Annotated in this window: 20 protein-coding genes and 1 tRNA gene; 14 read left to right on the top strand and 7 right to left on the bottom strand. The window is 49.6% G+C overall.

The window, feature by feature from the left end; translation table 11 throughout:
- Positions 1-45: 45 nt before the first annotated feature.
- Complete coding sequence (locus D0B88_RS15415; protein WP_225318401.1) at positions 46-1254, top strand: sugar efflux transporter; 1209 nt, start codon at positions 46-48, stop codon at positions 1252-1254.
- Positions 1255-1282: 28 nt separating this feature from the next.
- Here the strand turns inward: D0B88_RS15415 and D0B88_RS15410 are convergent, their stop codons facing one another.
- Genes D0B88_RS15410 through D0B88_RS15400 form a run of 3 tightly spaced genes read right to left on the bottom strand, consistent with a single transcriptional unit; the run spans position 1283 to position 3963 of the window.
- On the bottom strand, positions 1283-1900 hold the full coding sequence (locus tag D0B88_RS15410; RefSeq protein WP_151058277.1) for a hypothetical protein: 618 nt from the start codon (positions 1898-1900) through the stop codon (positions 1283-1285).
- A 44-nt stretch (positions 1901-1944) separates the two neighbouring features.
- Positions 1945-2364, bottom strand: coding sequence for a DNA polymerase III subunit chi (locus D0B88_RS15405; protein WP_007642098.1), 420 nt, complete (start codon positions 2362-2364; stop codon positions 1945-1947).
- Positions 2365-3963, bottom strand: a complete 1599-nt coding sequence (locus tag D0B88_RS15400; protein ID WP_225318400.1) for a leucyl aminopeptidase — start codon at positions 3961-3963, stop codon at positions 2365-2367.
- Between the two features lie 208 nt (positions 3964-4171).
- On the opposite strand from D0B88_RS15400, the gene lptF reads away from it, so the two are divergent.
- Together lptF and lptG are read left to right on the top strand one after the other, a co-directional pair.
- Entirely contained in the window at positions 4172-5272 is a 1101-nt protein-coding gene (lptF, locus tag D0B88_RS15395; protein WP_151058275.1) for an LPS export ABC transporter permease LptF, read from the top strand.
- Positions 5265-6323, top strand: a complete 1059-nt coding sequence (gene lptG / locus D0B88_RS15390) for an LPS export ABC transporter permease LptG (RefSeq protein WP_007642091.1) — start codon at positions 5265-5267, stop codon at positions 6321-6323. The genes lptF and lptG overlap by 8 nt, the downstream gene beginning before the upstream one ends.
- Before the next feature lie 20 nt (positions 6324-6343).
- Here the strand turns inward: lptG and D0B88_RS15385 are convergent, their stop codons facing one another.
- From D0B88_RS15385 to D0B88_RS15375, 3 genes are all read right to left on the bottom strand, one after another.
- The gene (locus D0B88_RS15385; RefSeq protein ID WP_007642089.1) at positions 6344-6850 is read right to left on the bottom strand and encodes an RDD family protein; all 507 of its coding nucleotides are present in this window, start codon (positions 6848-6850) and stop codon (positions 6344-6346) included.
- A 33-nt stretch (positions 6851-6883) separates the two neighbouring features.
- Complete coding sequence (locus tag D0B88_RS15380; RefSeq protein ID WP_007642087.1) at positions 6884-7780, bottom strand: adenylate/guanylate cyclase domain-containing protein; 897 nt, start codon at positions 7778-7780, stop codon at positions 6884-6886.
- A 138-nt stretch (positions 7781-7918) separates the two neighbouring features.
- Positions 7919-8004: transfer RNA gene (locus tag D0B88_RS15375), tRNA-Leu, on the bottom strand.
- Between the two features lie 233 nt (positions 8005-8237).
- Here D0B88_RS15375 and queA point away from each other — a divergent pair.
- The 9 genes from queA (at position 8238) to D0B88_RS15335 (ending at position 21088) form a co-directional block, all read left to right on the top strand.
- Positions 8238-9332 (top strand): tRNA preQ1(34) S-adenosylmethionine ribosyltransferase-isomerase QueA, encoded by a 1095-nt coding sequence (queA, locus tag D0B88_RS15370; RefSeq protein WP_151058273.1) that lies wholly within the window; start codon positions 8238-8240, stop codon positions 9330-9332.
- 49 nt (positions 9333-9381) lie between these two features.
- Entirely contained in the window at positions 9382-10503 is a 1122-nt protein-coding gene (tgt, locus tag D0B88_RS15365) for a tRNA guanosine(34) transglycosylase Tgt (RefSeq protein WP_151059471.1), read from the top strand.
- Positions 10504-10675: 172 nt separating this feature from the next.
- Positions 10676-12559: a protein translocase subunit SecD gene (gene secD, locus D0B88_RS15360; protein WP_151058271.1), complete on the top strand. Its 1884-nt coding sequence runs from the start codon at positions 10676-10678 to the stop codon at positions 12557-12559.
- A 12-nt stretch (positions 12560-12571) separates the two neighbouring features.
- The gene (gene secF, locus D0B88_RS15355) at positions 12572-13738 is read left to right on the top strand and encodes a protein translocase subunit SecF (protein WP_151058269.1); all 1167 of its coding nucleotides are present in this window, start codon (positions 12572-12574) and stop codon (positions 13736-13738) included.
- Between the two features lie 140 nt (positions 13739-13878).
- A complete protein-coding gene (locus D0B88_RS19170; protein ID WP_225318656.1) occupies positions 13879-14067 on the top strand; it encodes a hypothetical protein in 189 nt (62 codons plus the stop codon).
- Positions 14051-15889 carry a PAS domain-containing protein gene (locus tag D0B88_RS15350; protein WP_255477800.1) on the top strand — a complete coding sequence of 613 codons (1839 nt, stop codon included), beginning with the start codon at positions 14051-14053 and terminating at the stop codon, positions 15887-15889. Before D0B88_RS19170 ends, D0B88_RS15350 begins: the two co-directional genes overlap by 17 nt.
- Before the next feature lie 294 nt (positions 15890-16183).
- A complete protein-coding gene (locus D0B88_RS15345; protein WP_225318397.1) occupies positions 16184-17359 on the top strand; it encodes an efflux RND transporter periplasmic adaptor subunit in 1176 nt (391 codons plus the stop codon).
- Positions 17360-17362: 3 nt separating this feature from the next.
- Complete coding sequence (locus D0B88_RS15340; protein ID WP_007642072.1) at positions 17363-20497, top strand: efflux RND transporter permease subunit; 3135 nt, start codon at positions 17363-17365, stop codon at positions 20495-20497.
- A 12-nt stretch (positions 20498-20509) separates the two neighbouring features.
- Positions 20510-21088, top strand: coding sequence for a TetR/AcrR family transcriptional regulator (locus D0B88_RS15335; protein ID WP_007642070.1), 579 nt, complete (start codon positions 20510-20512; stop codon positions 21086-21088).
- 93 nt (positions 21089-21181) lie between these two features.
- On the opposite strand, the gene D0B88_RS15330 is transcribed toward D0B88_RS15335, so the two are convergent.
- Positions 21182-21985, bottom strand: coding sequence for an inositol monophosphatase family protein (locus D0B88_RS15330; RefSeq protein ID WP_040392106.1), 804 nt, complete (start codon positions 21983-21985; stop codon positions 21182-21184).
- A gap of 259 nt (positions 21986-22244) precedes the next feature.
- Between D0B88_RS15330 and trmJ the strand changes: the two genes are divergently transcribed.
- Positions 22245-23084: a tRNA (cytosine(32)/uridine(32)-2'-O)-methyltransferase TrmJ gene (gene trmJ / locus D0B88_RS15325; RefSeq protein WP_007642064.1), complete on the top strand. Its 840-nt coding sequence runs from the start codon at positions 22245-22247 to the stop codon at positions 23082-23084.
- Positions 23085-23247: 163 nt separating this feature from the next.
- Entirely contained in the window at positions 23248-23736 is a 489-nt protein-coding gene (gene iscR, locus D0B88_RS15320; protein ID WP_040391826.1) for a Fe-S cluster assembly transcriptional regulator IscR, read from the top strand.
- Positions 23737-23767 lie beyond the last annotated feature (31 nt).

The raw sequence follows: 23767 nt of genomic DNA, 5'->3' as shown, positions 1-23767 counted from the left end.
TTTCGGCTATTATAGGCATCCATTCCTGATCATTGGGTCGTGATAGTGTCCTCTCCCTTGTTTCGCCCTGTTGCGCTGGGTATTTACCTGCTGTTTTTCATTGTGGGTATTGTGGGCGCGCTGGTATTGCCAACCTTTAGTCTCTTTCTCGCGAAAGAGATTGGCGTGCGCCCGCTGTTGGTTGGCCTCGTTTTTGGCGGCATCGCGCTTGCCAGTATTGCCTACAACCATTGGATCGGGCACTGGTCCGACAAGCTTGCAGACCGGCGCCCGCTGGTGGCCAGTTTTTGTGTATTGGGGGCAGTGTCTTGTGTGGTATTTGCGCTGTCGCGCAACTATTGGCTGGTTGCTGTAACGGCAATATTTTTATTCAGTTTGTCGATGGTGTCCTTCGCGCAAATTATGGCTTACAGCCTGGATTATGCCGAGGCAGAAATTCCCCCCGAGCGTATTCCGCTGTTTAACGCAATTATGCGTGCACAAATTGCATTTGCCTGGGTTGCGGGGCCACCAGCTGGTTTTTTATTGGCAACTTATTACAGTTTTAGTCTGAGCTATTCGGTGGCGGCAGGGCTGTATCTATTGGTGGGCATTGTGAGTTTTAAACTCCTGCCGCGCTTGCCGAAAAAAGCACCTCATATTGATCACACCGGTGAGCAGGTGATGTTACTGCCCTTAACACCTGCAATTAAACAATCGCTCTGGTTTTGTGTTGTTGCATTCTCGTTGATGTGGGGCGTGAACAACGCATACCTCATCAGCCTGCCAATACATTTGAAAGATAACTTACACATCGACGCCCAATGGATGGGGTGGGTGATGGGCACTACTGCCGCCCTGGAGGTGCCGTTCATGTTGTTGGCGGGCCATTACGCCAGCCGTTTTCGGTTGGTGAATTTGATTCGCTGCGCAGGTGTTGCCGCCTTGTTTTTGTATCTGGGCGTTTATGTTGCTACCGATCTGTGGCACTTGTTTGTACTGCAAATTTTCAACGCTATTTTTATTGGATTGTTGGCTGGTGTGGGTGTCTCGGTCATTCAGGAGCTTATGCCTGGCCGCTCTGGCGGTGCTTCGGCGCTCTATACCAACACCACGCATATGGGCAATTTATTTAGCAGTTTATTGGTGGGGGTAGTGGCCGATTATTTTGGCTATCACCAGGTGTTTATTGTTAACGTGGTGTTGGTGATTCTGGCTATTTGGGCATTTGGCAAGGTGAGGTCAGCGCGTGAGTTAGCGCCGACCCGGTTGTAATTCGCTGAAAGTAGGAAGATGGAGTGTTTTATTCATCTTCTTCGTGTAACAGTTTTTCCAAGTCCTCTACACTCATGGCCAACAAGCGGTGACGTAATTCCGCTTCAATTTGCGGCATCAAACCATTGACTACCTCATCCACCAATATTTGCCGTGGTTTATTCATTTTATTGGCAATGTTTTTGGTTGAATTTACAATTTTTTTTGCTGTTTCATATTCAAACAAGGGGGGCGGATTATTACCGTGCAAGCGCTCGCGAATATGTTTTGGTAGAAATGGATTTTCACCGCTGGCTTTAGCCAGCGGACGGGAAACACTGGTATGAATTGTGTTGCCCAGCGTGGGGCGATAATTCGTTGGGTGTGAGGCCGGCCCCGGTGTTTTATCGGTGAATGAAATTTTGTTGTCGTCAGAGCCTGCGCTGCGCCTATCCAGCTGATGCGGGAACTCATCTTCAAAGAGTGACGTTTGACCCGGCAATACGGACGGATTGTTGTAGCTGGTTGCGTTTGATACCGCCGCTTCATCCGGATAGTCGGGATCAATTGTCTGCAAAATAGGGATGTGATCTTCTTCCAGCAGCAGCCCTTTAATGGACTCCAGTTCTTGTAAAATCTCGGCTTTGGTTTTATTGGTGTTGGCCATGATATTTTTTACCTGATGCTCGGTGCCGGTAAATTAAGTTGTAATCACAACTTTCTGGTTTCGATCGGATAGCCGCGCTGTTTATAAAAACCGAAACGCTCGCGGCTGGTTTGTAAACTCAGGGGCTCTTGAATCACCACCTCGCTCAAGCGCTCAAAACGGCTAAAGTAGGGCGGTATAGTTTTACTCAAGTTAAGCAACAAACCTTGATGATCTCCAGCGTCACCATTAAAGGTAATTTCCACCGGCGCAGGTTTCCCCGTGTTGATCAGTTGATGTGGAATAAAACTCTCGGGTTTGAATGTCCACAGCAGCTCATCGAACTGCTGCGCTTCAACTTCATCATCCATTACCACAAGTGTGCGCATGCCCATGCGGTGAACTTTATCGAGCAGGCGACATGCAAACAACCAGCGCGCTTCGCTGGTTGTTTCGGGTAATACATAAAAATCAATATGCGTCATTTAAGCGTTGTTCGCAGCGATTTGGTTCAACAAAAATTGCACCAGTAGCGGTACCGGGCGACCGGTAGCGCCTTTGGCTCCACCGGAACGCCAAGCCGTGCCGGCGATATCCAAATGTGCCCACTCAAACTTTTTGGCAAAGCGCGATAAGAAGCAAGCGGCCGTTACGCTGCCCGCTTCGCGCCCGCCAATGTTAGCCATATCGGCAAAGTTGCTATCCAGTTGTTTCTGGTATTCATCCCACAGCGGCATATGCCACGCGCGGTCAGCGGCTTCTTCACCGGCAGCGAGCAATGATTTGGCCAGCGCATCGCTATTGCTGAACAGGCCAGTTGCGTGGTTGCCCAGAGCGATTACGCAGGCGCCGGTGAGGGTGGCGATATCAACCACAGCTTTGGGTTTAAAACGCTCCGTATAGGTGAGTGCATCGCACAGCACCAAGCGGCCTTCGGCGTCGGTATTGAGTATTTCGATGGTTTGACCGGACATGGAGGTAACTATGTCGCCTGGTTTGGTCGCGTTGCCACTGGGCATATTTTCAGTGGCGGCGATCACACCGACCACATTGATTGGCAATTCCAGATCGATCAGGGTTTGGAATGTACCAAGCACACTGGCGGCGCCACACATATCGTATTTCATTTCATCCATCGCGGCGCCGGGTTTGAGGCTAATACCACCGGTGTCAAAGGTGATGCCTTTGCCCACCAGTGCTACCGGCGCTTGTTTTTTGACGCTGCCTTTGTATTCGAGAACAATTAATTTTGCTGGTTGATCGCTGCCTGCGGCGACGGACAAGAATGAGCCCATGCCCAATTCTTTGAGTTGTTTTTCTTCCAGAACATTCACACTGAGTTTGGTGTGGCTACGACCAAGGCGTTTGGCTTCACTGGCAAGGTAGGTTGGGGTGCAGATATTGCCCGGCAAGTCGCCGAGTTCCCGCGCCAGATTTACGCCCTTGGCAATTGCTTGTCCCAGGGCCAAGCCTTTGTTTGCTGCAACAATATCCGCTTTGGTTGTGGCGAAGGTAACTTTCTTTAATTGCAGGCTGACTTCAGCGGGTTTGCTTTTCAGTTTGTCGGCGCGGTAATCGAGCTGGCTCAAATGCTCCGCCAATTGGCGTGCTTGCCACTCGATAGTTTGGTTGATTACCGTCACATCGGCGAGTGCCAAGGTTAAATCGCTGCAGGTGGTTGCGCGTAAGGCATCGCCGATTTTTTGCACCGCTTTGCGGTAATTGTCACCGCTGATACTGCCTTCTTTGGTTGCGCCTAATCCCAGCACCAGTAGCCGCGCAGCGGCAATACCTTGCGGATTTAACAACAGCAGGGTTTGCCCCACTTTACCTTGAAAGTTTTCACGCTTGAGAATGCTCTCTAACTGTTGCGCATCTGCTGCATTAATTGCACTGCCCGCCGCATTTAGTTTCAACCCTTCATAACAACCGATTACAAGGCAGTCAGTGCCCTGTTTTAAGGGCTCAACGAGCTTGCTGGAGAACTGGATTAGATTATTTTTTGTGCTTCCTTTGCTCTTTTTTTCATCACTGGTGCGGGTGGCTTTTTTGCTGGTGTTCGGGGTGCTTTTTGCAGAAGTCATAGGGTGTCCTTAAGGGGCTAAGACAATTAATAATTCGCTCAAGACAAATCGGGCGCTGTGCGTGATAATGCCACAGTTTTTAGCGCTTATGGCGGCAAAATTCGGTCTGTATTGGAACCATCTCGAACGGTTCGTGTCACTAGCCCTTAGGCTTGCCGACAAGGTTGTGCCTATTGCCAGCGCCATATCCACTGACAGGATTAGCACCTTGATTATTTTTCGTTATCTCTCGCGTGATTTGTTGGTCACCGCCCTTGCCGTTAGCGCGATTTTGCTAACGATTTTCCTTTCAGGCAAATTCGGTGATTATCTCGATGATGCTGCCGAAGGCAAGCTTGCCGTGGATGTGCTCTTCACTATTATTGCCTATCGAATGCCCAATCTGCTTGAGCTGATTTTACCGCTTGGATTTTACCTTGCGGTGTTGTTGGCCTATGGCCGTATGTACATCGAAAGTGAAATGGTGGTGCTGTCTGCCACCGGCATGAGTCAGTGGCAATTGGTGCGCATGACCATGGTCCCTGCAATTTTGGTTGCGGGGATTGTCGCCTTGTTCAGTTTTTGGCTCAGCCCTTTGGGAGCGCAGTTAACCCAACAAGTACTCGCCGAGCAGCGCAACCGTAGCGAGTTTGAAAGTTTACAAGAAAGGCGTTTTCAAGCGATCGGCCAGGGGCGCATCATGACTTATGTGCAAGAGGTGAGTGACGATAATAAGCGCCTGGAAAACGTCTTTGTCGCCCAGCAAGATGGACAGCTCACCTCGACTATCGTGGTAGCCCAAACCGGGGCGCAAACCTACAACACAGATTATGGCCAGCGTTACCTGGTTTTGAATAATGGCTATCGCTATGAGGGGCAACCGGGTTCTAACGAATTTACCATTACCAGTTTTAATGAGTGGGGCAGATACCTGCCGCCCACTACCAGCGCTGCAGAAATTGAAAGCGAAGCTGATGCAAAAACCACGGAACAGCTCATGGCCGCCGAAGATCTGGAGAGCAAAGCTACCTTGCAGTGGCGTCTCTCTATGCCGCTGATGGTGTTAATTGCAACCTTGTTTGCTGTTCCTCTGAGTAAAACCAATCCACGCCAGGGGCGCTATTTGAAAATGTTGCCTGCAATTTTAATTTATATTTTTTATCTGGCCTTTTTAATTAATGCGCGCAGTGCGGTTACTGAGGGTGATCTGCCGGATACCTTGGGGCTGTGGGTTGTGCATATTCCCTTTTTGTTATTGGGTGTGGTGATGCTTAACTGGCAATCTTTAGCGCTCTCGCGTACCAAGACTGTAGGGGGCGCTCATGCCTAAAATTACCGCCTATATCTCGCGCACTGTTTTTTATGCAATCGCCATGACGCTGTTGGTATTTATTGCGCTGGATTTTATTTTTGGTTTGATTTCGCAACTAGAAAAAACCACTGGTGCTTACACCGCGCTGGAAGCGTTTTATTACATGTCGCTAACGGTTCCGCGCCGTTTATATGATCTTATTCCCTATGCGTGTTTAATTGGCTGTCTTGCCGGGCTTGGTTTATTGGCGAGCAGTAGCGAGTTGGTGGTTGTGCGTGCGGCAGGTGTGTCGGTGCGGCGCATAACCTGGATTGCCCTGCGACCTGCCTGTGTCTTTATAGTGATGGCATTACTGCTAGGTGAATTTGTGGCCCCTTTTACTGAGCAGATGGCGGACAACCGTCGCCATTATTTAAAGTACAACACCACCCAATCGGCGCCCCAAAATATGTGGAATCGAGAGGGGGATGAATTTATGCATGTCAGTGCCGTACTGCCGAATGGTGTTATTTATGGTTTGACACGTTATAAGTTTAACCAGCAGCAACAGTTGGAATCGGCAAGTTTCACTAAACAAGCGCGTTATGAAGATGGGTATTGGCAGGAAGAAGATGTTTCAGTTACCCACATTACCGAGAGCGGTATGCGCAATGAGGTGATTGCATCCCGCCGCTGGGATACGCCTTTCACCCCTAATTTATTTAATATTCTGGTATTGAAACCGGAAGATTTGTCCATGCGTAATTTGCACTATTACACCAACTATTTGCATGAACAGAATTTGATGGCAGGTAATTATAGTTTGGCCTTTTGGCAAAAAGTATTGCAGCCTTTGGCAACTGCGAGTTTGGTGTTGATTGCGATTTCTTTTGTATTTGGCCCGCTGCGCAGTGTAACTATGGGGCAGCGTATTTTCACCGGCGTTGTTTTTGGTGTGGGATTTTTATTACTGCAAAAATTGCTGGGACCTTCCAGTTTGGTATTCGGCTTCCCGCCGCTGATTGCTGTGATGATTCCCATCTCACTTTGTATTTTGTTGGGGCTTTATCTGCTGAATAGAGCGCGTTGATGCGCTCTATGATCTCGGCGCTATTTAAGTTGGGGTTCTTTGCTAAGCAATAAAATACGTGTTTTGCTTATCTTGTCATGCAGGGTCTGCCGGTCCTTATTTGCATACATCAACCAATAGCCAGCACCGAACAATATCATCGAAATGGGTGCCATAAGGCAGCGAGTCAGGCACTGTTTAATGCTGGGCAACTCCATTGAGTTGCTGTCAAACATTTTCATTCGCCAGGTTTTCATGCCGAGAGTCTGCCCTGATTTGCACCAAAAATAACAAAAAAACAATATCAGCGTTGCTATCCATCCAACAAAAACAATTGTCCCCCAGTGTCCCCAGTTAATTCGTTCCCCCGTTGGTGGCGACCCGTTAATTAGCAGGTTTGTACCAACCGCTAGCGCGCCGTATAAAATGCTCACCGCCATCAATAATAGTGAATCATAAACCATTGCCGCCAAGCGTCTTGAAAGGCCGGGTGTGGCGTATATTGGTGATGAGCTTTTTTGGTTACTACTAACAATTGATTCGGTCATGTCAAATTTTTGGTGTCATGGTGAAGAGGATGTTTACAGCGAAAAATGAATCGCCCATTCATGCCCCGCTGTTAGTGTTTGTCCCAAACCGATATACCCCTTGCCTTGCAATGGGAGTTCTTCGCGGCGTAGGTAAATAGGTGCTTGCTCTTCCAAATATACATAAGTGCCATTGGTGGAGTGATCAACCAGCACGTATTTGCCGCGGCGGAATTCGATATGGCAGTGTTCGCGGGATGCAAATTCACTTTCGATAAGTAATTGTGCTTTATTCGTGTCGCGACCTATAGCGAAGGGCATTTGTTCTGGCAGCAATAACACTACAGCATTATTGACGTGTAATTTAAGCTGAAATTTTTCTGCAAAGCCTGCGATATCATCGAGGGGGATTACAATCGTTGTGCGGTTATTATTGCCAGTGTGTTCCCATTGCAGGCGATAAATAACGGTTTCTTCTTGATCGCCTTTGATGTTGATCCGGTCAAACATCTGGCAGTCACGGCGCAATTGCGGGTTGAGTGCATCAACAGTAGATTGGGTGATCACAATTTGGTTAGCACGGGCAATCTGCGCTACACAGGCGGCGTTGTTGACATTATCGCCAAACACATCATCGGTTGTGATAAGTACCTCGCCAAACGCAATGCCAATCCGTATTCCCAAATCTTTCAAGTGTGGCTCTTTGATGGCGCGTAGTTGTATTGCAATTGCGGCTTCGCATGCCTGACTGGCTGTGTCAAAGCGAGCCATGATTTCATCGCCAATAGTTTTGACCAGCGTCCCCTCGTGCACTATGGTCAGTGCTGTCATAAACTGCACTGACTCATCAATGATGGCTTTGGCCTGTTCATTGCCCAGTCGTTTATACAGCGCCGAGCTGCCGGACACATCGGCAAACATGATTGCTTGTGGTTGGCTGTATTGGGTCATGTGATCCGCGAGGGCAAGAGTAAAAAGAATAGGTGGATAATAGGCGCTTTGTTTTACAGGTGCAAAAACTGCGTTGAGCCATCTTAAACTCACGGCAATAAAAAAGGGGCTTACATTGCTGTAAGCCCCTTTCGGATTTGGTGCCAGTGGTCGGACTCGAACCGACACGCTTTAAGGGCGCCGGATTTTGAATCCGGTGCGTCTACCAATTCCGCCACACTGGCGAGTGGTGCGCATTCTAATGATTTGAACCCGGCTGTCAAATACTAATTTCAAAAACTTTATAAAACAGTTGTTTGTTAAACACCTTGGCTAAAAAGTGCCTGTTTACGCTGCAAATTTATTCACTGTTATTGGTTAGTGATGGGTTAGTTGGTGGCTAATTTAAACTTGAGCCGAATTGGTATACCCTTGCCGACCTTTTTATTCTTTATCTAACCTTCATTAAGCTCTTCTTATGCGTCGCCAGGATTTTTTTTACGAGTTGCCAGACAACCTTATCGCGCGAACACCTGCTGCCGAGCGACGTGGCAGTCGTCTATTGCAGTTGGATGGAGCGAGCGGCCAGTTAGCCCATGGACGGTTTCCCGACCTGCTCAATCTGGTTGAGGCCGGCGACTTGATGGTGTTCAACAATACCCGCGTAATACCCGCGCGGCTGTTTGGCCAGAAAACCTCGGGTGGGCAGGTAGAGATTCTGGTGGAACGCGTGCTGGATAACCGCCGCGTACTTGCTCATACCCGTGCAAGCAAAGCACCCAAAGTGGATTCACAGGTTATTTTGCAGGACGGTACCCGTGTGCAATTGGTTGCCCGTCACGATGCCCTGTTTGAGTGGGAATTCCTGGGCGATGATCCGGCATTGGTGGTGTTGGAGCGTATCGGCCATATGCCATTACCTCCTTATATAGATAGGGATGATGTTGCCGCCGACCGCGAGCGCTATCAAACCGTGTATAGCAAGGAACAGGGCGCGGTAGCTGCGCCGACAGCCGGTTTGCATTTTGATGAATTGATGTTGGAGCAGCTGCGTGCAAAAGGCGTGAACACTGCGTTTGTGACCTTGCATGTAGGTGCCGGCACTTTCCAGAATATGCGTGTCGATAATATTGCGGAGCATCAGATGCATTCGGAAATTATGGATGTGTCTCCCGAGGTGTGTGAGCTGGTGCGTGCAACCAAAGCGGCGGGCAAGCGTGTGATCGCCGTGGGCACAACCAGTGTGCGCAGTTTGGAATCGGCCACGCAGGGTTATGCCGATGCTGCGCAAAAAGGCGCGATTCATCCTTATCAGGGTGAGACCAGTATTTTTATTTATCCCGGCTACCAATTTCAGGTGGTCGATGCGTTGGTGACCAATTTCCATTTACCCGAATCGACCTTGATTATGTTGGTGTCGGCCTTTGCCGGATATGGTTTTACCATGGCAGCGTATAAAGAAGCCGTTGCACAGCAATACCGTTTTTTCAGTTATGGCGATGCCATGTTTATCACCCGCAACCCCGCTGCTGCACAACAACCTGTGGGACAGCCAGTGGGCGCTTCTGTTTGAATACCACTTATCTGAGCCGAGAGAGAAGATCGTGACTAACCAATGTTTTATGGAATTTGAATTAGATAGCCAGACGGGCAGGGCGCGTCGTGGCCGTTTGAAGTTTCCGCGCGGCACAGTCGAGACTCCGGCATTTATGCCTGTAGGAACTTACGGCACCGTGAAGGGTATGACTCCGCGCGATGTGGAAGATATAGGTGCACATATTATTCTGGGCAACACTTTCCATTTGATGTTGCGCCCTGGGACCGAGGTGATAAAAGCGCACGGTGACCTCCATGATTTTATGCAGTGGAAAGGGCCGATACTGACCGATTCCGGTGGTTTCCAGGTATTCAGCTTGGGTAAGTTGCGCAAAATTACTGAAGACGGTGTGACTTTTAAGTCGCCTATCAACGGTAGCAAAGTGTTTATGGGGCCTGAAGAGTCGATGCAAGTACAGCGCGATTTGGGTTCCGATATCGTTATGATTTTCGATGAGTGCACGCCTTATCCAGCGACTATTCATGAAGCGCGCGACTCGATGGAATTGTCACTGCGCTGGGCCAAACGCTCCAAGGTCGCCCATGGCGATAATCCTTCTGCGTTATTCGGGATAGTGCAGGGCGGTATGTATGAAAACCTGCGCACCGAATCCCTGACTGGTTTGGTGGAAATTGGTTTTGATGGCTATGCGATTGGTGGTTTGTCGGTTGGCGAGCCCAAAGAAGATATGTTGCGCATCCTCGAAAGCCTTACGCCGCAAATGCCCAAGCACAAACCGCGCTATTTGATGGGGGTAGGTAAACCAGCAGATTTGGTGGAGGGGGTGCGTCGCGGTGTGGATATGTTTGACTGCGTAATGCCAACGCGCAACGCGCGCAACGGTCACTTATTTACCAGCGAAGGTGTGATCAAGTTGCGCAATGCCAAATACCGTGAAGATACTGGCCCGCTTGACCCGTTGTGCGACTGTTATACCTGCAAAAATTTCTCCCGCTCTTACCTTCATCATTTGGATAAGTGCAACGAAATGCTGGGTGCGCAATTAAATACCATTCATAACCTGCGCTATTACCAGCGCATCATGGCTGATATGCGCATTGCGTTGACAGAAGGTACATTTGATGCATTTTTAGCCGATTTTTACGGGCGTCAGGGTTTAGAAGTTCCACCTGCGCCGCCGGGATGATTCCGGCATCGTTGTTGGGCGCGAATTAGGGTTATAATCCGGCGCCCTTGGCCATACCGCTGCCCGAAACCGGGCAGCGCGCAAGTAAAAATAAGGTGGAATAGATTCGCGTGACTAGATGTAACGCTTGTGCGATTGCTACTCTCTGCCGCAGACAACTTGGGAAAACCCTATGTTAAATCGCTATCCATTATGGAAATACCTGCTGCTACTGTTTTTTACTGTAGTTGGCGTTATCTACTCTATCCCTAATCTTTATGCACCCGATCCTGCAATTCAGGTGTCTGGTGATTCAAGTTCAAAAGTAATTGATGCGCCGGTCTTGGCAAAAATGGAGGCAGCGCTAAAAGCGGCCAATATTGAAGCTTTTGGCGGCGAGGTAACGCCAAAGACAGCCATGCTACGCATCAAAAACGCAGAGCAACAAATGCTCGCGCGCAAAACCGTACAAAAAGCATTAGGTGACGGTTATGTGGTTGCGTTAAACACGGCATCCACAACACCTGCATGGTTACAAGCATTAGGCGCCGAGCCACTGAAATTGGGGCTAGATCTCGCGGGTGGCGTACATTTTTTATTAGAAGTTGACACCGCCTCAGCAGTAGCCAAACGTCAGGAAATTAACGCTGATGATATGAAAGACAAAATGCGCAAAGCGAAGGTTCGCTATGCCTCTGTCGTCGCCCAAAAAGATAATCAAATTATTGCGCGTTTCCGTACAGCCGAGGCCCGTGATGAAGCGGTAAATCTGCTGCGTAGCGATTATCCGACCTTAATATTTACCAAGCCGGATTCTGAGGTTAATTCCAATGACTTTAGCTATACGGCGAATTTTACCGAGGCAGGTATCCGTGAAATCGAAGATTATGCGGTAAGCCAAAACCTGATTACTCTACGGAATCGTGTCAATGAGTTGGGGGTATCTGAACCTATAGTCCAGCGTCAGGGACGCAACCGTATCATAGTGCAGCTTGCGGGAATTCAAGATCCTGCCGAAGCTAAGCGTGTTATTGGTAAAACGGCTAATCTCGAATTCCGTTTGGGAGCATCGCCTGACACCTTGGTATCGAACAAAGAAGAATTTCCATTCAAAGATGAATTGATGCAAATGCAGCGTGGCAATGCTGTATTGGAAAAACAATTAATAGTTACCGGTGATCGCGTCTCCAATGCCACTAGTAGTTTTGATCCTGAAACTAACCAGCCGCAGGTAAATATTACGCTGGATAGTCTCGGTGGAACCCATATGCACCGTGTGACACGTAACAATGTCGGACGTCAGATGGGAATCTTATTTATTGAATATAAAACCCGCACCCAAGTAGTAAAAAATGCTGCCGGTGAAGATGTTGAAAAAATGACGCAATACATTGAGCGCAAAGTGATTAGTCTTGCCACTATTCAAAGCGCATTAGGTGTGCAATTCCGTATTACTGGTCTGGATAGCCCGGCAGAAGCATCAGAATTAGCGTTATTGTTGCGCGCAGGTGCATTGGCAGCACCAATGCACTTTGTTGAAGAGCGCACTATAGGTGCATCACTTGGTACTGAGAATATTAAAAATGGTGTGGACGCGACTTTGTGGGGCTTTGGCTTGGTAGTGTTGTTTATGATTCTGGCCTACCGCATGTTTGGTATTTTTGCCAATATCGCCCTTGCACTTAACTTGCTCCTTGTAATCACCATGCTCTCAATGTTTGGTGCCACACTCACACTTCCTGGTATTGCCGGTATTGTATTAACGATTGGTATGGCAGTAGATGCGAACGTTTTGATTCACTCGCGCATTCGCGAAGAACTTAAAAATGGCGCTTCACCACAGCAAGCTATTTTTGCCGGTTATCAGCGCGCGTTTATAACAATTGTTGACGCAAACCTAACCACCTTAATTGTCGGCATAATTCTATTTGCTATTGGTACCGGCCCGATCAAAGGTTTCGCTGTGACATTAATCGTGGGTATTCTCACCACCATGTATGCCTCAGTTAGCTGCAGTCGCGCACTTGCCAATTTGGTGTATGGCAGCCGTAAAAACTTACAGAAAATTTCGATTTAAGAGATCACTGCTATGACTAAGGAATTACGCATTATTGATTTTATGGGGGTTAGACATTACACCTCCGCTTTATCCATTCTCATAGTTATCATTTCTCTTGCGTCTCTTGCGCTTAATGGTTTGAAACTTGGGCTAGATTTCACCGGTGGTACGCAATTAGAGATGCTGCTGGATCGTCCGGCAGACCTGGATAAAATTCGTGATGTATTGGAAAAAGAGGAGCTGAAAAGCCCGGTAGCGGTGCTCTTCGGCTCAGATCAAGAGGTAATGATTCGCACTCAAGATCAAATGAAAATAAAAGCACAGGAAAAGTTATCAAATACGATAGCAGCTTTGGGATCAGGGGCGGCATTGGAGTCCCTTGAGCGTCCGGTGCGTGAATTGGAGGGGTATGCGGATACGTTGGTGATTGCCAATATTGGTGTGGATCTACTGCAGCAGAAAGACTTGTTTCCTTCTGCAAAGTACGGTCGAGTCGAATACCAGCAACGTGACGGCAAGGTGCTGGTGACGCTTGAAAACTCCATTGACTCCGTTTATCTCAATCAAATTATTGGCGATCTGGAAGCGGCCACTGGTGCAAAAATCCAATTGCGTAGCAGTGAGTTTGTTGGGCCACAAATTGGTGATGAATTGCGTGACCAGGGTGGCTTAGGGATGCTTGTAGCTTTCGTTTTGGTATTTCTTTATGTTGCAGTGCAGTTCCAATGGAAGTTTTCAACCGGCGCAATTATTGGTTTGGTGCATGACGTTATCGTGACTTTGGGTTTCTTTGCTTTTTTTCAGTGGGACTTTGATCTGACTGTACTGGCAGCAATTCTTGCGCTTATTGGTTACTCAATTAATGACACAATCGTTATCTATGACCGGATTCGTGAAAATTTCCGCATACTGCGCAAAACAGATCCTCATGAAGTAATTAATATCTCCATCAGCCAGACCTTGGGTCGTACTATTATGACCTCCGCATCGGTGTTTATAGTGCTGTTCTGTTTGTATTTCATTGCTGGAGAGGTGCTGCAAGGTTTTGCTCTGGCATTGATTATCGGTATTGTTGCCGGTACTTATTCGTCTGTTTATATCTGTGCGAATATCACTGCGGCACTGGGCATTACCAAAGAAGATTTGATGCCTAAAGCGAAAGAAGAGGATGGTGCTGAAGCGACAGAAGCTCCCTGACTTTTTGTTTTATTGGATTTACTCAACAACAGCGCCTGCAGGCGCTGTTGTCGTTTCTGATCTGCCAATTTATCGCGGATTGTGCAATTGCAGTATCTCGGGTATCGTCAAAGCCATCTCTCAATTCCCTGCAAACTCCTATGATCGAACACATCAGCTTCAGCCCCTCACTACAAACCAGCAATGATATTGAATTGCTGCGTGAAACTGTGGGGCGTTTTCAGCGCATATTCAATGGCAGTGGCTATGGTTTTTGGGAGTGGAATCTGCACACCCAGCATATCGAATGGTCGGGGGGGGTTTTGGGAGCGTTTGGGGTATGGCGCTGAAGATGCCGAGAGTATCAGCGATGCGGGAAAAGTGCTGATGTATATGCACCCGGATGATCGCGATTATGCGATTGAAGCGGCACGTCAGCACTTGCGTACCGGGCGGCCGCTGGATGTGTCTTATCGTATTAGAACCAAGTCGGGTGATTATATCTGGACGCAAGTGCGCGCCGACTCACTGCGCGACGAGCAGGGGCATGCCACCATCATGTCCGGGGTGAATTTTGATATCACCGAAATTAAAAAAGTTGAGGCAGCGCTACGCGAAAGTGAGGCGAGGCAAGTGCGAATTATCCAGGCGTCGAGTGATGGCATCTGGGAGTGGTATGCCGATCGCGGTGGGTTTCATTTCTCCCATCGCTGCTGGGAGCTGCTGGGTTACGATGATTTGGACGATGTGCTCACCGAGGGTGAGGACCGCCTGAAAATCTGGCGCAAACATATTTTTCCGCAAGATTTACCTATTTTTGATAATGCGCTGATTGAACATATGGCCGGTCGTGCGCCCTTTGATGTCGAATACCGTTTGGTGAGCCAGCAAGGTGATATTCGTTGGATCCGCGGCCGTGGCCGTGCTGTTTTTAATGAAAAAGGCCAGCCGATTATGATGTCCGGCAGCAATATGGATATCACCGAAATCAAGCGCGCGGAAGAGCGGGTTATTCAAGCCAAAGAGCAGGCCGAGCAGGCCAACCGCGCCAAGTCTGAATTTTTGTCCAGCATGAGCCATGAACTGCGCACGCCGTTGAATGCGATTTTGGGTTATACCCAGCTGTTTGAATACGATGGCAACCTCAAGCCCCAGCAAATTGAAAATGTGCGTGAAATCCGTAAGGCGGGCGAGCATTTATTGCAGCTGATTAATGATGTGCTGGATCTGGCCAAAATTGAATCGGGCAATATGACCGTGTCGCTTGAGCCGGTTTTGGTGTCGCGCCTGATCAGTGAGTGTTTTACCTTGGTGCAGCCTCAAGCGGATGCCAAGGGCATTCGGTTGGTGGCGACTGTGGCGCAATTTAATAATACCTACGTTGTTGCGGACAATGTGCGAGTCAAGCAGGTGTTGCTCAACCTGCTCAGTAATGCGGTTAAATACAATCATGTTGGCGGTGAGGTAGAGGTTCAACTGAGCATGCAGGAGGGCCAAGAGCTGCGGATCAGTGTGCGTGATACGGGTCGCGGTATTCCCATACAGCGTCAAAATGAGGTATTTCAGCCGTTTAATCGCTTAAGTGCGGAAAATTCCAATATTGAAGGTTCCGGTGTTGGTTTGGTAATCACCAAACAGCTGGTGGAAATGATGAAGGGCAAGCTCGATTTCGTCAGTGCTGAAGGGGTAGGAACCACATTTTGGATTGATTTTCCCGTGGCTACTGAATGGAATGATGAGCCCATTAAAAAATTATCCAGCAATAAAGATTACACCCCGGCCACTTTGAATGTTAAGCGCCGCTGCAAAGTCCTTTATGTAGAGGATAACCCCACCAATGTGCGCCTGTTGCAGCAGATCTTTGATCGCTATCCCCAGCTTGAGCTGGAAGTGGCTGAAGAGGCATTTTTAGGGATTTATAAAGCGCGCAGTTTGAACCCTGATCTGGTTATTTTGGATATCAATCTGCCGGGCATGGATGGCTACGAAGTATTGAGCGTATTGAAAAATGATCTCTCGATCGCGGCAGTGCCAGTGATTGGTTTGTCGGCGAATGCCATGCCCTACGATGTAGAGCGCGGGCGTAAGGCCGGCTTTTTTGATTATCTGACTAAACCGGTAGATATTCATCGGTTGATCGACGTGTTTAATAAACTCCTGCATGACAATTAGCAGCTCACTGAGCGACTAATTACTTCTGAATAATCCATTTTCTACTTTCACTGGAACCGGTAATTGCTTTGCGATTAACGATTCTGGTGCTTTTGGCTGTTTTAACTGCGCTTCGCACGGATTTCGTGTGGATATTTTCATTAAAGTTAATTAGTGCAAATTCAGGTGGCGTTTACCTGACAAACCTCTATTATCCAAAAAATGAACAAATGTTCATTTTGATGTATTTCCCTTTCCGGTTCTTGATTGCTGTCTTCCGGCCCGCTTGTTGGCCGCGACCTGTTTAAGGAGTTAATGATGTTACCCAACCTTTTTACCGCTTCCGGGCGCCCGGTACATTTGGCCGCTGCAGGCCTGATTGCCCTATTAATCGCGGGCTGCGATGGCGCCAAACCTGGCGCAGGTATGGCAGCGCCCGGTGTTCCCGAGGTTGGCGTGATACAGGTGGCTAGCAGCGATGTGCCGCTGCAAACTGAATTGCCCGGTCGCACCACTGCCTATCGCAAAGCGGAAGTACGTCCCCAGGTGAGCGGCATAATCCAGAAACGCTTGTTTACCGAGGGGGCAGAAATCAAGGCGGGCACAGCGCTGTATCAAATTGATCCGGCCACTTATCAAGCGGCGCTAAGTAGTGCCCAGGCGGAGTTATCGCGCAGTCAGGCTACGCTTGCAGCGGCGGCCGCACGTGAATCCCGTTACAAAAATTTGGCGGCGATAAAAGCGATAAGTCAGCAGGACTATGACGATGCACTCGCCACCCTGAATCAGGCAAAAGCCGGCGTGTCAGTAGCCAAAGCCGCGGTAGAGACGGCCAATATCAACCTGAAATACACCCGGGTTTTGGCGCCTATCGATGGTGCGATTAGCAAATCTGCTGTTACCGAAGGAGCATTGGTGAATGCCGGTCAGGCTGATGTGCTGGCGAATATCCAGCAATTGGATCCTATTTATGTGGATGTTTCCCAATCGGCTGACGAGCTGTTGCAATTGCGCCGTCAAATGAAAAGTGGTCAGGTTGCCGCCGCAGACTCCGCCAAGGTGCGTTTGCTTCTGGATGACGGCAGTGTTTACGAACACGAGGGTACGCTGCAATTTGCCGAGGTGGGGGTAAATGAATCCACCGGCACAGTGAACCTGCGCGCGCAATTTCCCAACCCGGATCGCCTGTTATTACCGGGTATGTTTGTACGCACCCAGGTAGAGGAGGGCGTTCGCAGTAATGCGATTTTGGTGTCCCAACGCGGAATCACTCGTGATCGAACAGGTGCAGCTACTGCCATGGTCGTGAATACCGAAGGTGTGGTTGAGCTGCGTCAGTTGACTGTCGGGCGTGCGATTGGCGATCAATGGTTGGTTCTGGAAGGTTTGGCAGTAGGCGATCAGGTTATTGTTGAAGGTCTGCAAAAAGTGAAACCCGGCACTCCGGCGAAAGCGGTTCCTGCATCTGGCAGCAAGGTTTCGGGGGAGTAACTTATGGCTAGATTTTTTATCGATCGCCCGGTATTTGCCTGGGTTATTTCTATCATCATCATGCTGGCGGGAGCGCTATCCATCTTCAAGCTCCCGGTTGCCCAGTACCCTGATGTTGCCCCGCCGGCGGTCAGTATCAGTGCGACCTACCCCGGTGCGTCTGCACAGACAGTGCAGGATACGGTTATCCAGATTATCGAGCAGGGTTTAACCGGTATCGATAACGTGCAATACATGTCATCTACCAGTGAATCCAGTGGTCGCGGTGAAGTAACCCTCACTTTTTTGGCGGGCACCGATCCGGATATCGCTCAGGTTCAAGTGCAAAATAAGCTGCAAACAGCCATGCCTTTATTACCGCAGGAGGTGCAGCAACAAGGTATTCGGGTGACTAAATCCTCGGCCGGTTTCCTGATGGTGATCGGGTTTGTGTCCGGCGATGGCCTGATGGATAGGTATGACATCGCCGACTATGTTGCCGCCAACGTGCAAGATCAACTCAGCCGGGTAAATGGTGTTGGTCAGATCACGCTATTTGGTTCGCAATACGCCATGCGCATTTGGCTTGATGCCAATAAGCTCGCGACCTATAGCCTCACTAGTAGCGATGTGGCTACGGCGATTCGCGCACAAAATGCCCAAATTGCCGCTGGTGAATTAGGCGGTACCCCAGCGCTGCCGGGACAGGAAATTAATGCCAGTATTGTGGTGCAAACACGCCTCTCTACTACAGAAGAGTTTGGCAACATCCTGCTGCGCGTCAATCAGGATGGTTCCCAAATTCGCCTGAAAGATGTCTCCCGCATTGAGTTGGGTGGCGAAAACTATCAATTTGAAACCGAATATAACAACCGTCCGGCAGCGGGTATTGCTATCACCCTGGCTTCTGGCGCCAACGCGCTGGATACGGCTAATGCCGTGCGCCAGCGTATTGCAGAACTGCAGGGTTTTTTCCCGCAAGGGTTGGAAATTGTTTACCCCTACGACACCACACCCTTCGTAAAACTTTCGATTGAGTCGGTCATCCATACGTTGATTGAAGCGATCATCCTGGTGTTTTTGGTGATGTATCTGTTCCTACAGAACTTCCGCGCCACCTTGATTCCCACCATCGCGGTCCCGGTAGTATTGCTGGGGACTTTTGCGGTGCTCTCGCTGTTTGGTTTTTCGATTAATACCCTCACCATGTTTGCGATGGTACTGGCGATTGGCTTGCTGGTAGATGATGCCATTGTGGTGGTGGAAAACGTCGAGCGGGTAATGGCGGAGGAGGGGCTCTCGCCGCTGGAGGCGACACGCAAATCCATGCAGCAAATTACCGGTGCGTTGATTGGTATCGCCTTGGTGTTATCAGCGGTGTTTGTGCCTATGGCTTTTTTTGGCGGTTCGACTGGCGTTATCTACCGCCAGTTCTCCATCACGATCGTGTCGGCGATGGTGTTGTCAGTGATTGTTGCGCTTACCCTTACGCCCGCACTCTGCGCCACTTTGCTCAAACCGGTGAGTCATGATCACTATGAAAAAGGCGGTTTTTTTGGTTGGTTTAATCGCACCTTTAATCGCGCCACCGACGGCTACCAGCGCAGTGTGGGTGGCATGCTCGGCAAAACCCGTCGCTACATGCTGATTTATGGGGTGATTGTATTGGTATTGGGTCTGTTGTTTATGCGCTTGCCCAGCTCATTTTTGCCCGATGAAGACCAGGGCATTATGTTCACCCAAATGACCTTGCCCGTGGGGGCGACCAAAGAGCGGTCCATGGTGGTGATGGATCAAATAGAAAAACACTACCTGGAAAATGAATCGGCCAATGTCCGCTCGGTATTTTCGGTGATTGGTTTCAGCTTTAGCGGGCGCGGTCAAAATAACGGCATTGCGTTTGTGGGTATGAAGGATTGGAGTGAGCGTACCGATGAATCCCAGCATGTACAAAGTATTGCCGCGCGTGCCATGGGCGCCTTCTCACAAATCAAAGATGCAATGGTATTCCCCTTTGTGCCACCTGCGATTACCCAGCTAGGTACGTCATCGGGGTTTAATCTGCAGTTGCAGGATTTAGGTGGATTAGGTCATGAGGCGATGATGCAGGCGCGCAACCAGTTTTTGGGGATGGCCGCGCAGGATACCCGTCTGGTGGGCGTGCGCCCCAATGGTCAGGAGGATAATCCGCAGTTCAAATTGGATGTGGATCAGGAAAAAGCGGCTGCTTTGGGTGTGTCGCTCAGCGATATCAATGCCATTTTTTCCACAGTGTGGGCGGCGTCCTACGTCAATGACTTTATCGATAAAGGCCGGGTGAAAAAGGTATTTGTGCAGGGTGACGCCCAATATCGCATGCTGCCGGAAGACGTTAAAAATTGGTACGCGCGCAATGACAAAGGTGAAATGGTGCCATTTTCAGCATTCACTTCAGGGCGCTGGATCTCAGGTTCACCGCGTCTTGAGCGCTACAACGGGGTGCCGTCGCTGAATATTATCGGCCAGGGGGCGCCGGGTGTAAGTTCGGGTGATGCGATGTTGGCTGCCGAGGAGATTATCGCCAAACTGCCTGCCGGTATAGGCTATCAATGGACTGGTATGTCGCTGCAAGAACGCGAGTCGGGCAATCAGGCGCCGCTGCTTTATGCCTTGTCTATTTTGATTGTATTCCTGTGTCTGGCTGCACTCTATGAGAGCTGGTCGGTACCTTTTGCGGTGATTCTGGTGGTGCCGTTGGGGATTATCGGGGCGGTGGTATTTGCCATGGCGCGCGGCCTGTCTAACGATGTGTATTTCCAGGTTGGTTTGCTGACTACCATCGGGCTTGCGGCTAAAAATGCCATTTTGATTGTGGAATTTGCCAAAGCGCTCTACGAGCAGGGTATGGATTTGGTGCAGGCGACTATGGAAGCGGTGCGTATGCGTTTGCGCCCCATCATTATGACCTCGCTGGCATTTATGCTTGGTGTGACACCACTGGTGATTAGCACGGGAGCGGGTTCAGGTAGCCAGAATGCGATCGGCACTGGGGTATTTGGCGGTATGTTCTCGGCCACGGTGCTTGCGATTTTCTTTGTGCCGGTATTTTTTGTTGTAGTGTTTCGCTTGGCTCAGCGCTGGTTCCCGGCGAAAGTTGCCGCCGAAAAATCAGCTGAGTAATGAGTAGCGCTTATGACAGTGAATAAATGCGATCTAATTCTTGCAGCGACATTAAAGCTGCTGGCGAGCCGTGGTTTTCACGGCTTTTCAATCCGCGATGTCGCGAAAGAGGCTGGGGTTGCTACCGGTACTGTGTATTTGTATTTCGAGGATCGCGAAGACTTGATCAAGAAATTACACAGCCAAATTATTGCAACCGTCGGTGAAGAGGTATTTATCGCCGTGGAGAAGGATATGTCTTTGTATCAACAGTTTCAGGGTATGTGTCGGCGTTTCTGGAGTTTATTCCAGCAGCAACCGGAGATGATTTTAAGCAAAGGGCAGTTTGATCATTTACCTGCAGATCTATTGCGCAGTCGTCACGAGGAGGCAAAAGTGGTGCTGGAGCCGCTGTTTACCTTTTTCATCCGTGGGCGCGAACAGCAAGTGTTAAAAAATTTTCCGGATGAAATTTTATTCTCGCTGGCGTTTGAACCTTATTTTGAAATCGCGCGCAAATCCCTGCAGGGGTTTGTCACTGTTGATGAGGCAATGTTGGAGCAAATTATTCATGCCAGTTGGGATTCTATCGCGGTTAAACCCACTGCGTGATTGGTTTGTAGACAGGTAGATACCTGCGCAATAAAAAACGGCGAGTCAGTAATGGCTCGCCGTTTTTTATGAATCTTTTTGGGTGAAACAGATTTATTTCAAATGGCCCAGATTTTTTTGCACGATTTGCAGAATCGGTTTAAACACCTTGGGAGCACCACAAACAATATGGCCGGTTTCCAGATAATCGCCGCCGCCATTAAAGTCGCTGATCAGGCCGCCGGCTTCTTTCACCAGCAATATCCCGCCCGCTATATCCCACTCGTTTAAATTCATTTCCCAGAAAGCATCAAAACGGCCGGCTGCTACATAGGCTAGATCCAGTGCCGCTGAGCCACAACGGCGGATGCCGGAAGTTTGCCCGGCAATTTCCTGCACGCAGGCGAGGTAGGGGCCGATATGTTCCAGGGCGTAACCGCTAAAAGGAATGCCGGTGCCAATCAATGCACCTTCAAGGCTGCGGCGGGCAGAAACGCGCAGGCGACGACCATTGAGTGCGGCGCCACGGCCACGGCTAGCAGTAAATTCTTCGCGTTTAATAGGGTCTATAACAACGGCGTGTTCGATCTGGCCTTTGTATTTGCAAGCGATGGAGATGGAGAAGTGCGGAACCCCGTGAATAAAATTGGTGGTGCCATCGAGTGGGTCAATAATCCATTCGTAGTCGGGATTCTTGCCGGGTTGGTGGCCGCCTTCTTCACCGCGGATGCTGTGATCGGGGTAGGCTTTACGGAGGTGATAAATGATTTCTTTTTCCGCGGCTTTATCAACTTCAGTGACATAGTCGTTGCGGCTTTTGGTTTCGATGGTCAATAAATCAACGCGTTCAAAGGCGCGTTCAATCAATTCGGCAGCTTTGCGCCCAGCGCGCAAGGCAATCGTTAACATGGGTTCCATAAAGCACCAATTAATGGGCTGCTGTATCGCGTCATCACCAAAGATGTGTGGATACCAGCGCGCCTGATTGTTCAGGGGGTAGGGATTGTAAAAGAGCGGGGCCGCAGGTGATTCAGGCAGCAACTGCCTACACCTCTCGCCGAGGGCGCGCAGTATACCGGCAAGTCGTTACTGGAGGCTAGTCATAAGTGACTGTATACTGCGCGCCTTTTGTGTCATCGCACCCTGTATTCCTTCACGCCAGCTACGAGAACTGCCTATGTCCGCCCAGCCTTTTGCCAACATCCGCATTGTTTTGGTTAATACCAGTCACCCGGGCAATATCGGTGGTGCCGCGCGTGCGATGAAAAACATGGGGCTGTCGCGCCTGTACCTGGTTGCACCCCAGGAATTCCCTTCTGATAAAGCCGTATGGCGCTCCGCCGGTGCAACCGATGTGTTGGATGACGCGGTAGTGGTTGAAACACTTGATGAAGCTATTGCTGGCTGCAGCTTGGTGGTTGGCACCAGCGCCCGTGAGCGCCGTATTCCCTGGCCCTTGCTGGACCCGCGCCAATGTGGCGAAAACGTGTGGGCGGAAGCGGGTAGCCATGAGGTGGCGATTGTGTTCGGCCGTGAAGATCGCGGGCTGACCAACGAAGAGCTGCATAAGTGCAACTATCACGTGCATATCCCTGCCAATCCCGATTACAGCTCACTCAATCTCGCCACCGCCGTACAGGTAATTAGCTACGAAGTGCGTATGGCTTATTTATCTGCCGTTGAAGGAAATACTCTGCCGCAGCATCAATGGGATATGCCACCGGTGGAAGCCCAGGTGATGGAGAGTTATTACGAACATCTCGAGCAGACTTTGGCGGAGTTGGATTTTCTGGATCGCGATAACCCCAAACAGACCATGACCCGTTTGCGTCGCCTTTATAACCGTGTGCGCATGGATCAAATGGAGTTCAATATTCTGCGTGGTGTGCTCACGGCGGTACAAAACTACATCCATTACAGCGGCAAGGTGATGACCAAGTTTGGTCAGCAGCCGGGTTTGGAGAATATGCGTGAACTCACCAAGGATGTAAAAGCGGCTGATAAATCCGCCGAATAGCCCTGTCAAATCAAGCTTATAGCGGCGCGACGCTATATTGGGAGTTGGAAAAGCGCTAATACCTGAGTAAAATAGTCGGAATTAGATCAGCGGCTAGTATTGGGTCGCTATCGCCTCACTCACGCCTGCTACTGGCGCCTTGTTGCTACGGGGTTCAGCTGTTATGAGACTCACCACCAAAGGACGATATGCCGTCACGGCTATGCTGGACTTGGCGCTACACAGCGATCAGGGGCCGGTTAGTCTTGCCGATATTTCGGTGCGCCAGGGAATTTCCCTCTCCTACCTAGAGCAGCTATTTGCCCGCCTGCGCCAGTTCAAATTGGTAAAAAGTGTACGCGGCCCCGGCGGCGGCTATCAGCTGATGGGCAGCACTGCGGAAATTTCAGTGGCGCAAGTGGTGGATGCGGTGAGCGAATCGCTCGACGCCACTCGCTGTGAAGGGAAGGGCAACTGCCATGAAGGCGAGGTGTGCCTGACTCATCATTTGTGGGAAAACCTGAGCGAGCAAATTCACCGTTTCCTCAGCGACATCACCCTAGCCGATTTGGTGGCGCGCAAGGATATTCGCGCGGTCAGCGAGCGGCAAAACCTGCGTTTGCGCTCGGCTCATAGCGATGACAGCCATATAGCGGTCAATGAAATTAGTTAAGTATCTTAATTCACGTTTTTTGTCTCAAGGT

The sequence above is a fragment of the Cellvibrio sp. KY-YJ-3 genome, from assembly GCF_008806955.1.
Classification (GTDB): Bacteria; Pseudomonadota; Gammaproteobacteria; order Pseudomonadales; family Cellvibrionaceae; genus Cellvibrio.
This window is presented reverse-complemented; position numbering and strand designations above follow the sequence as displayed.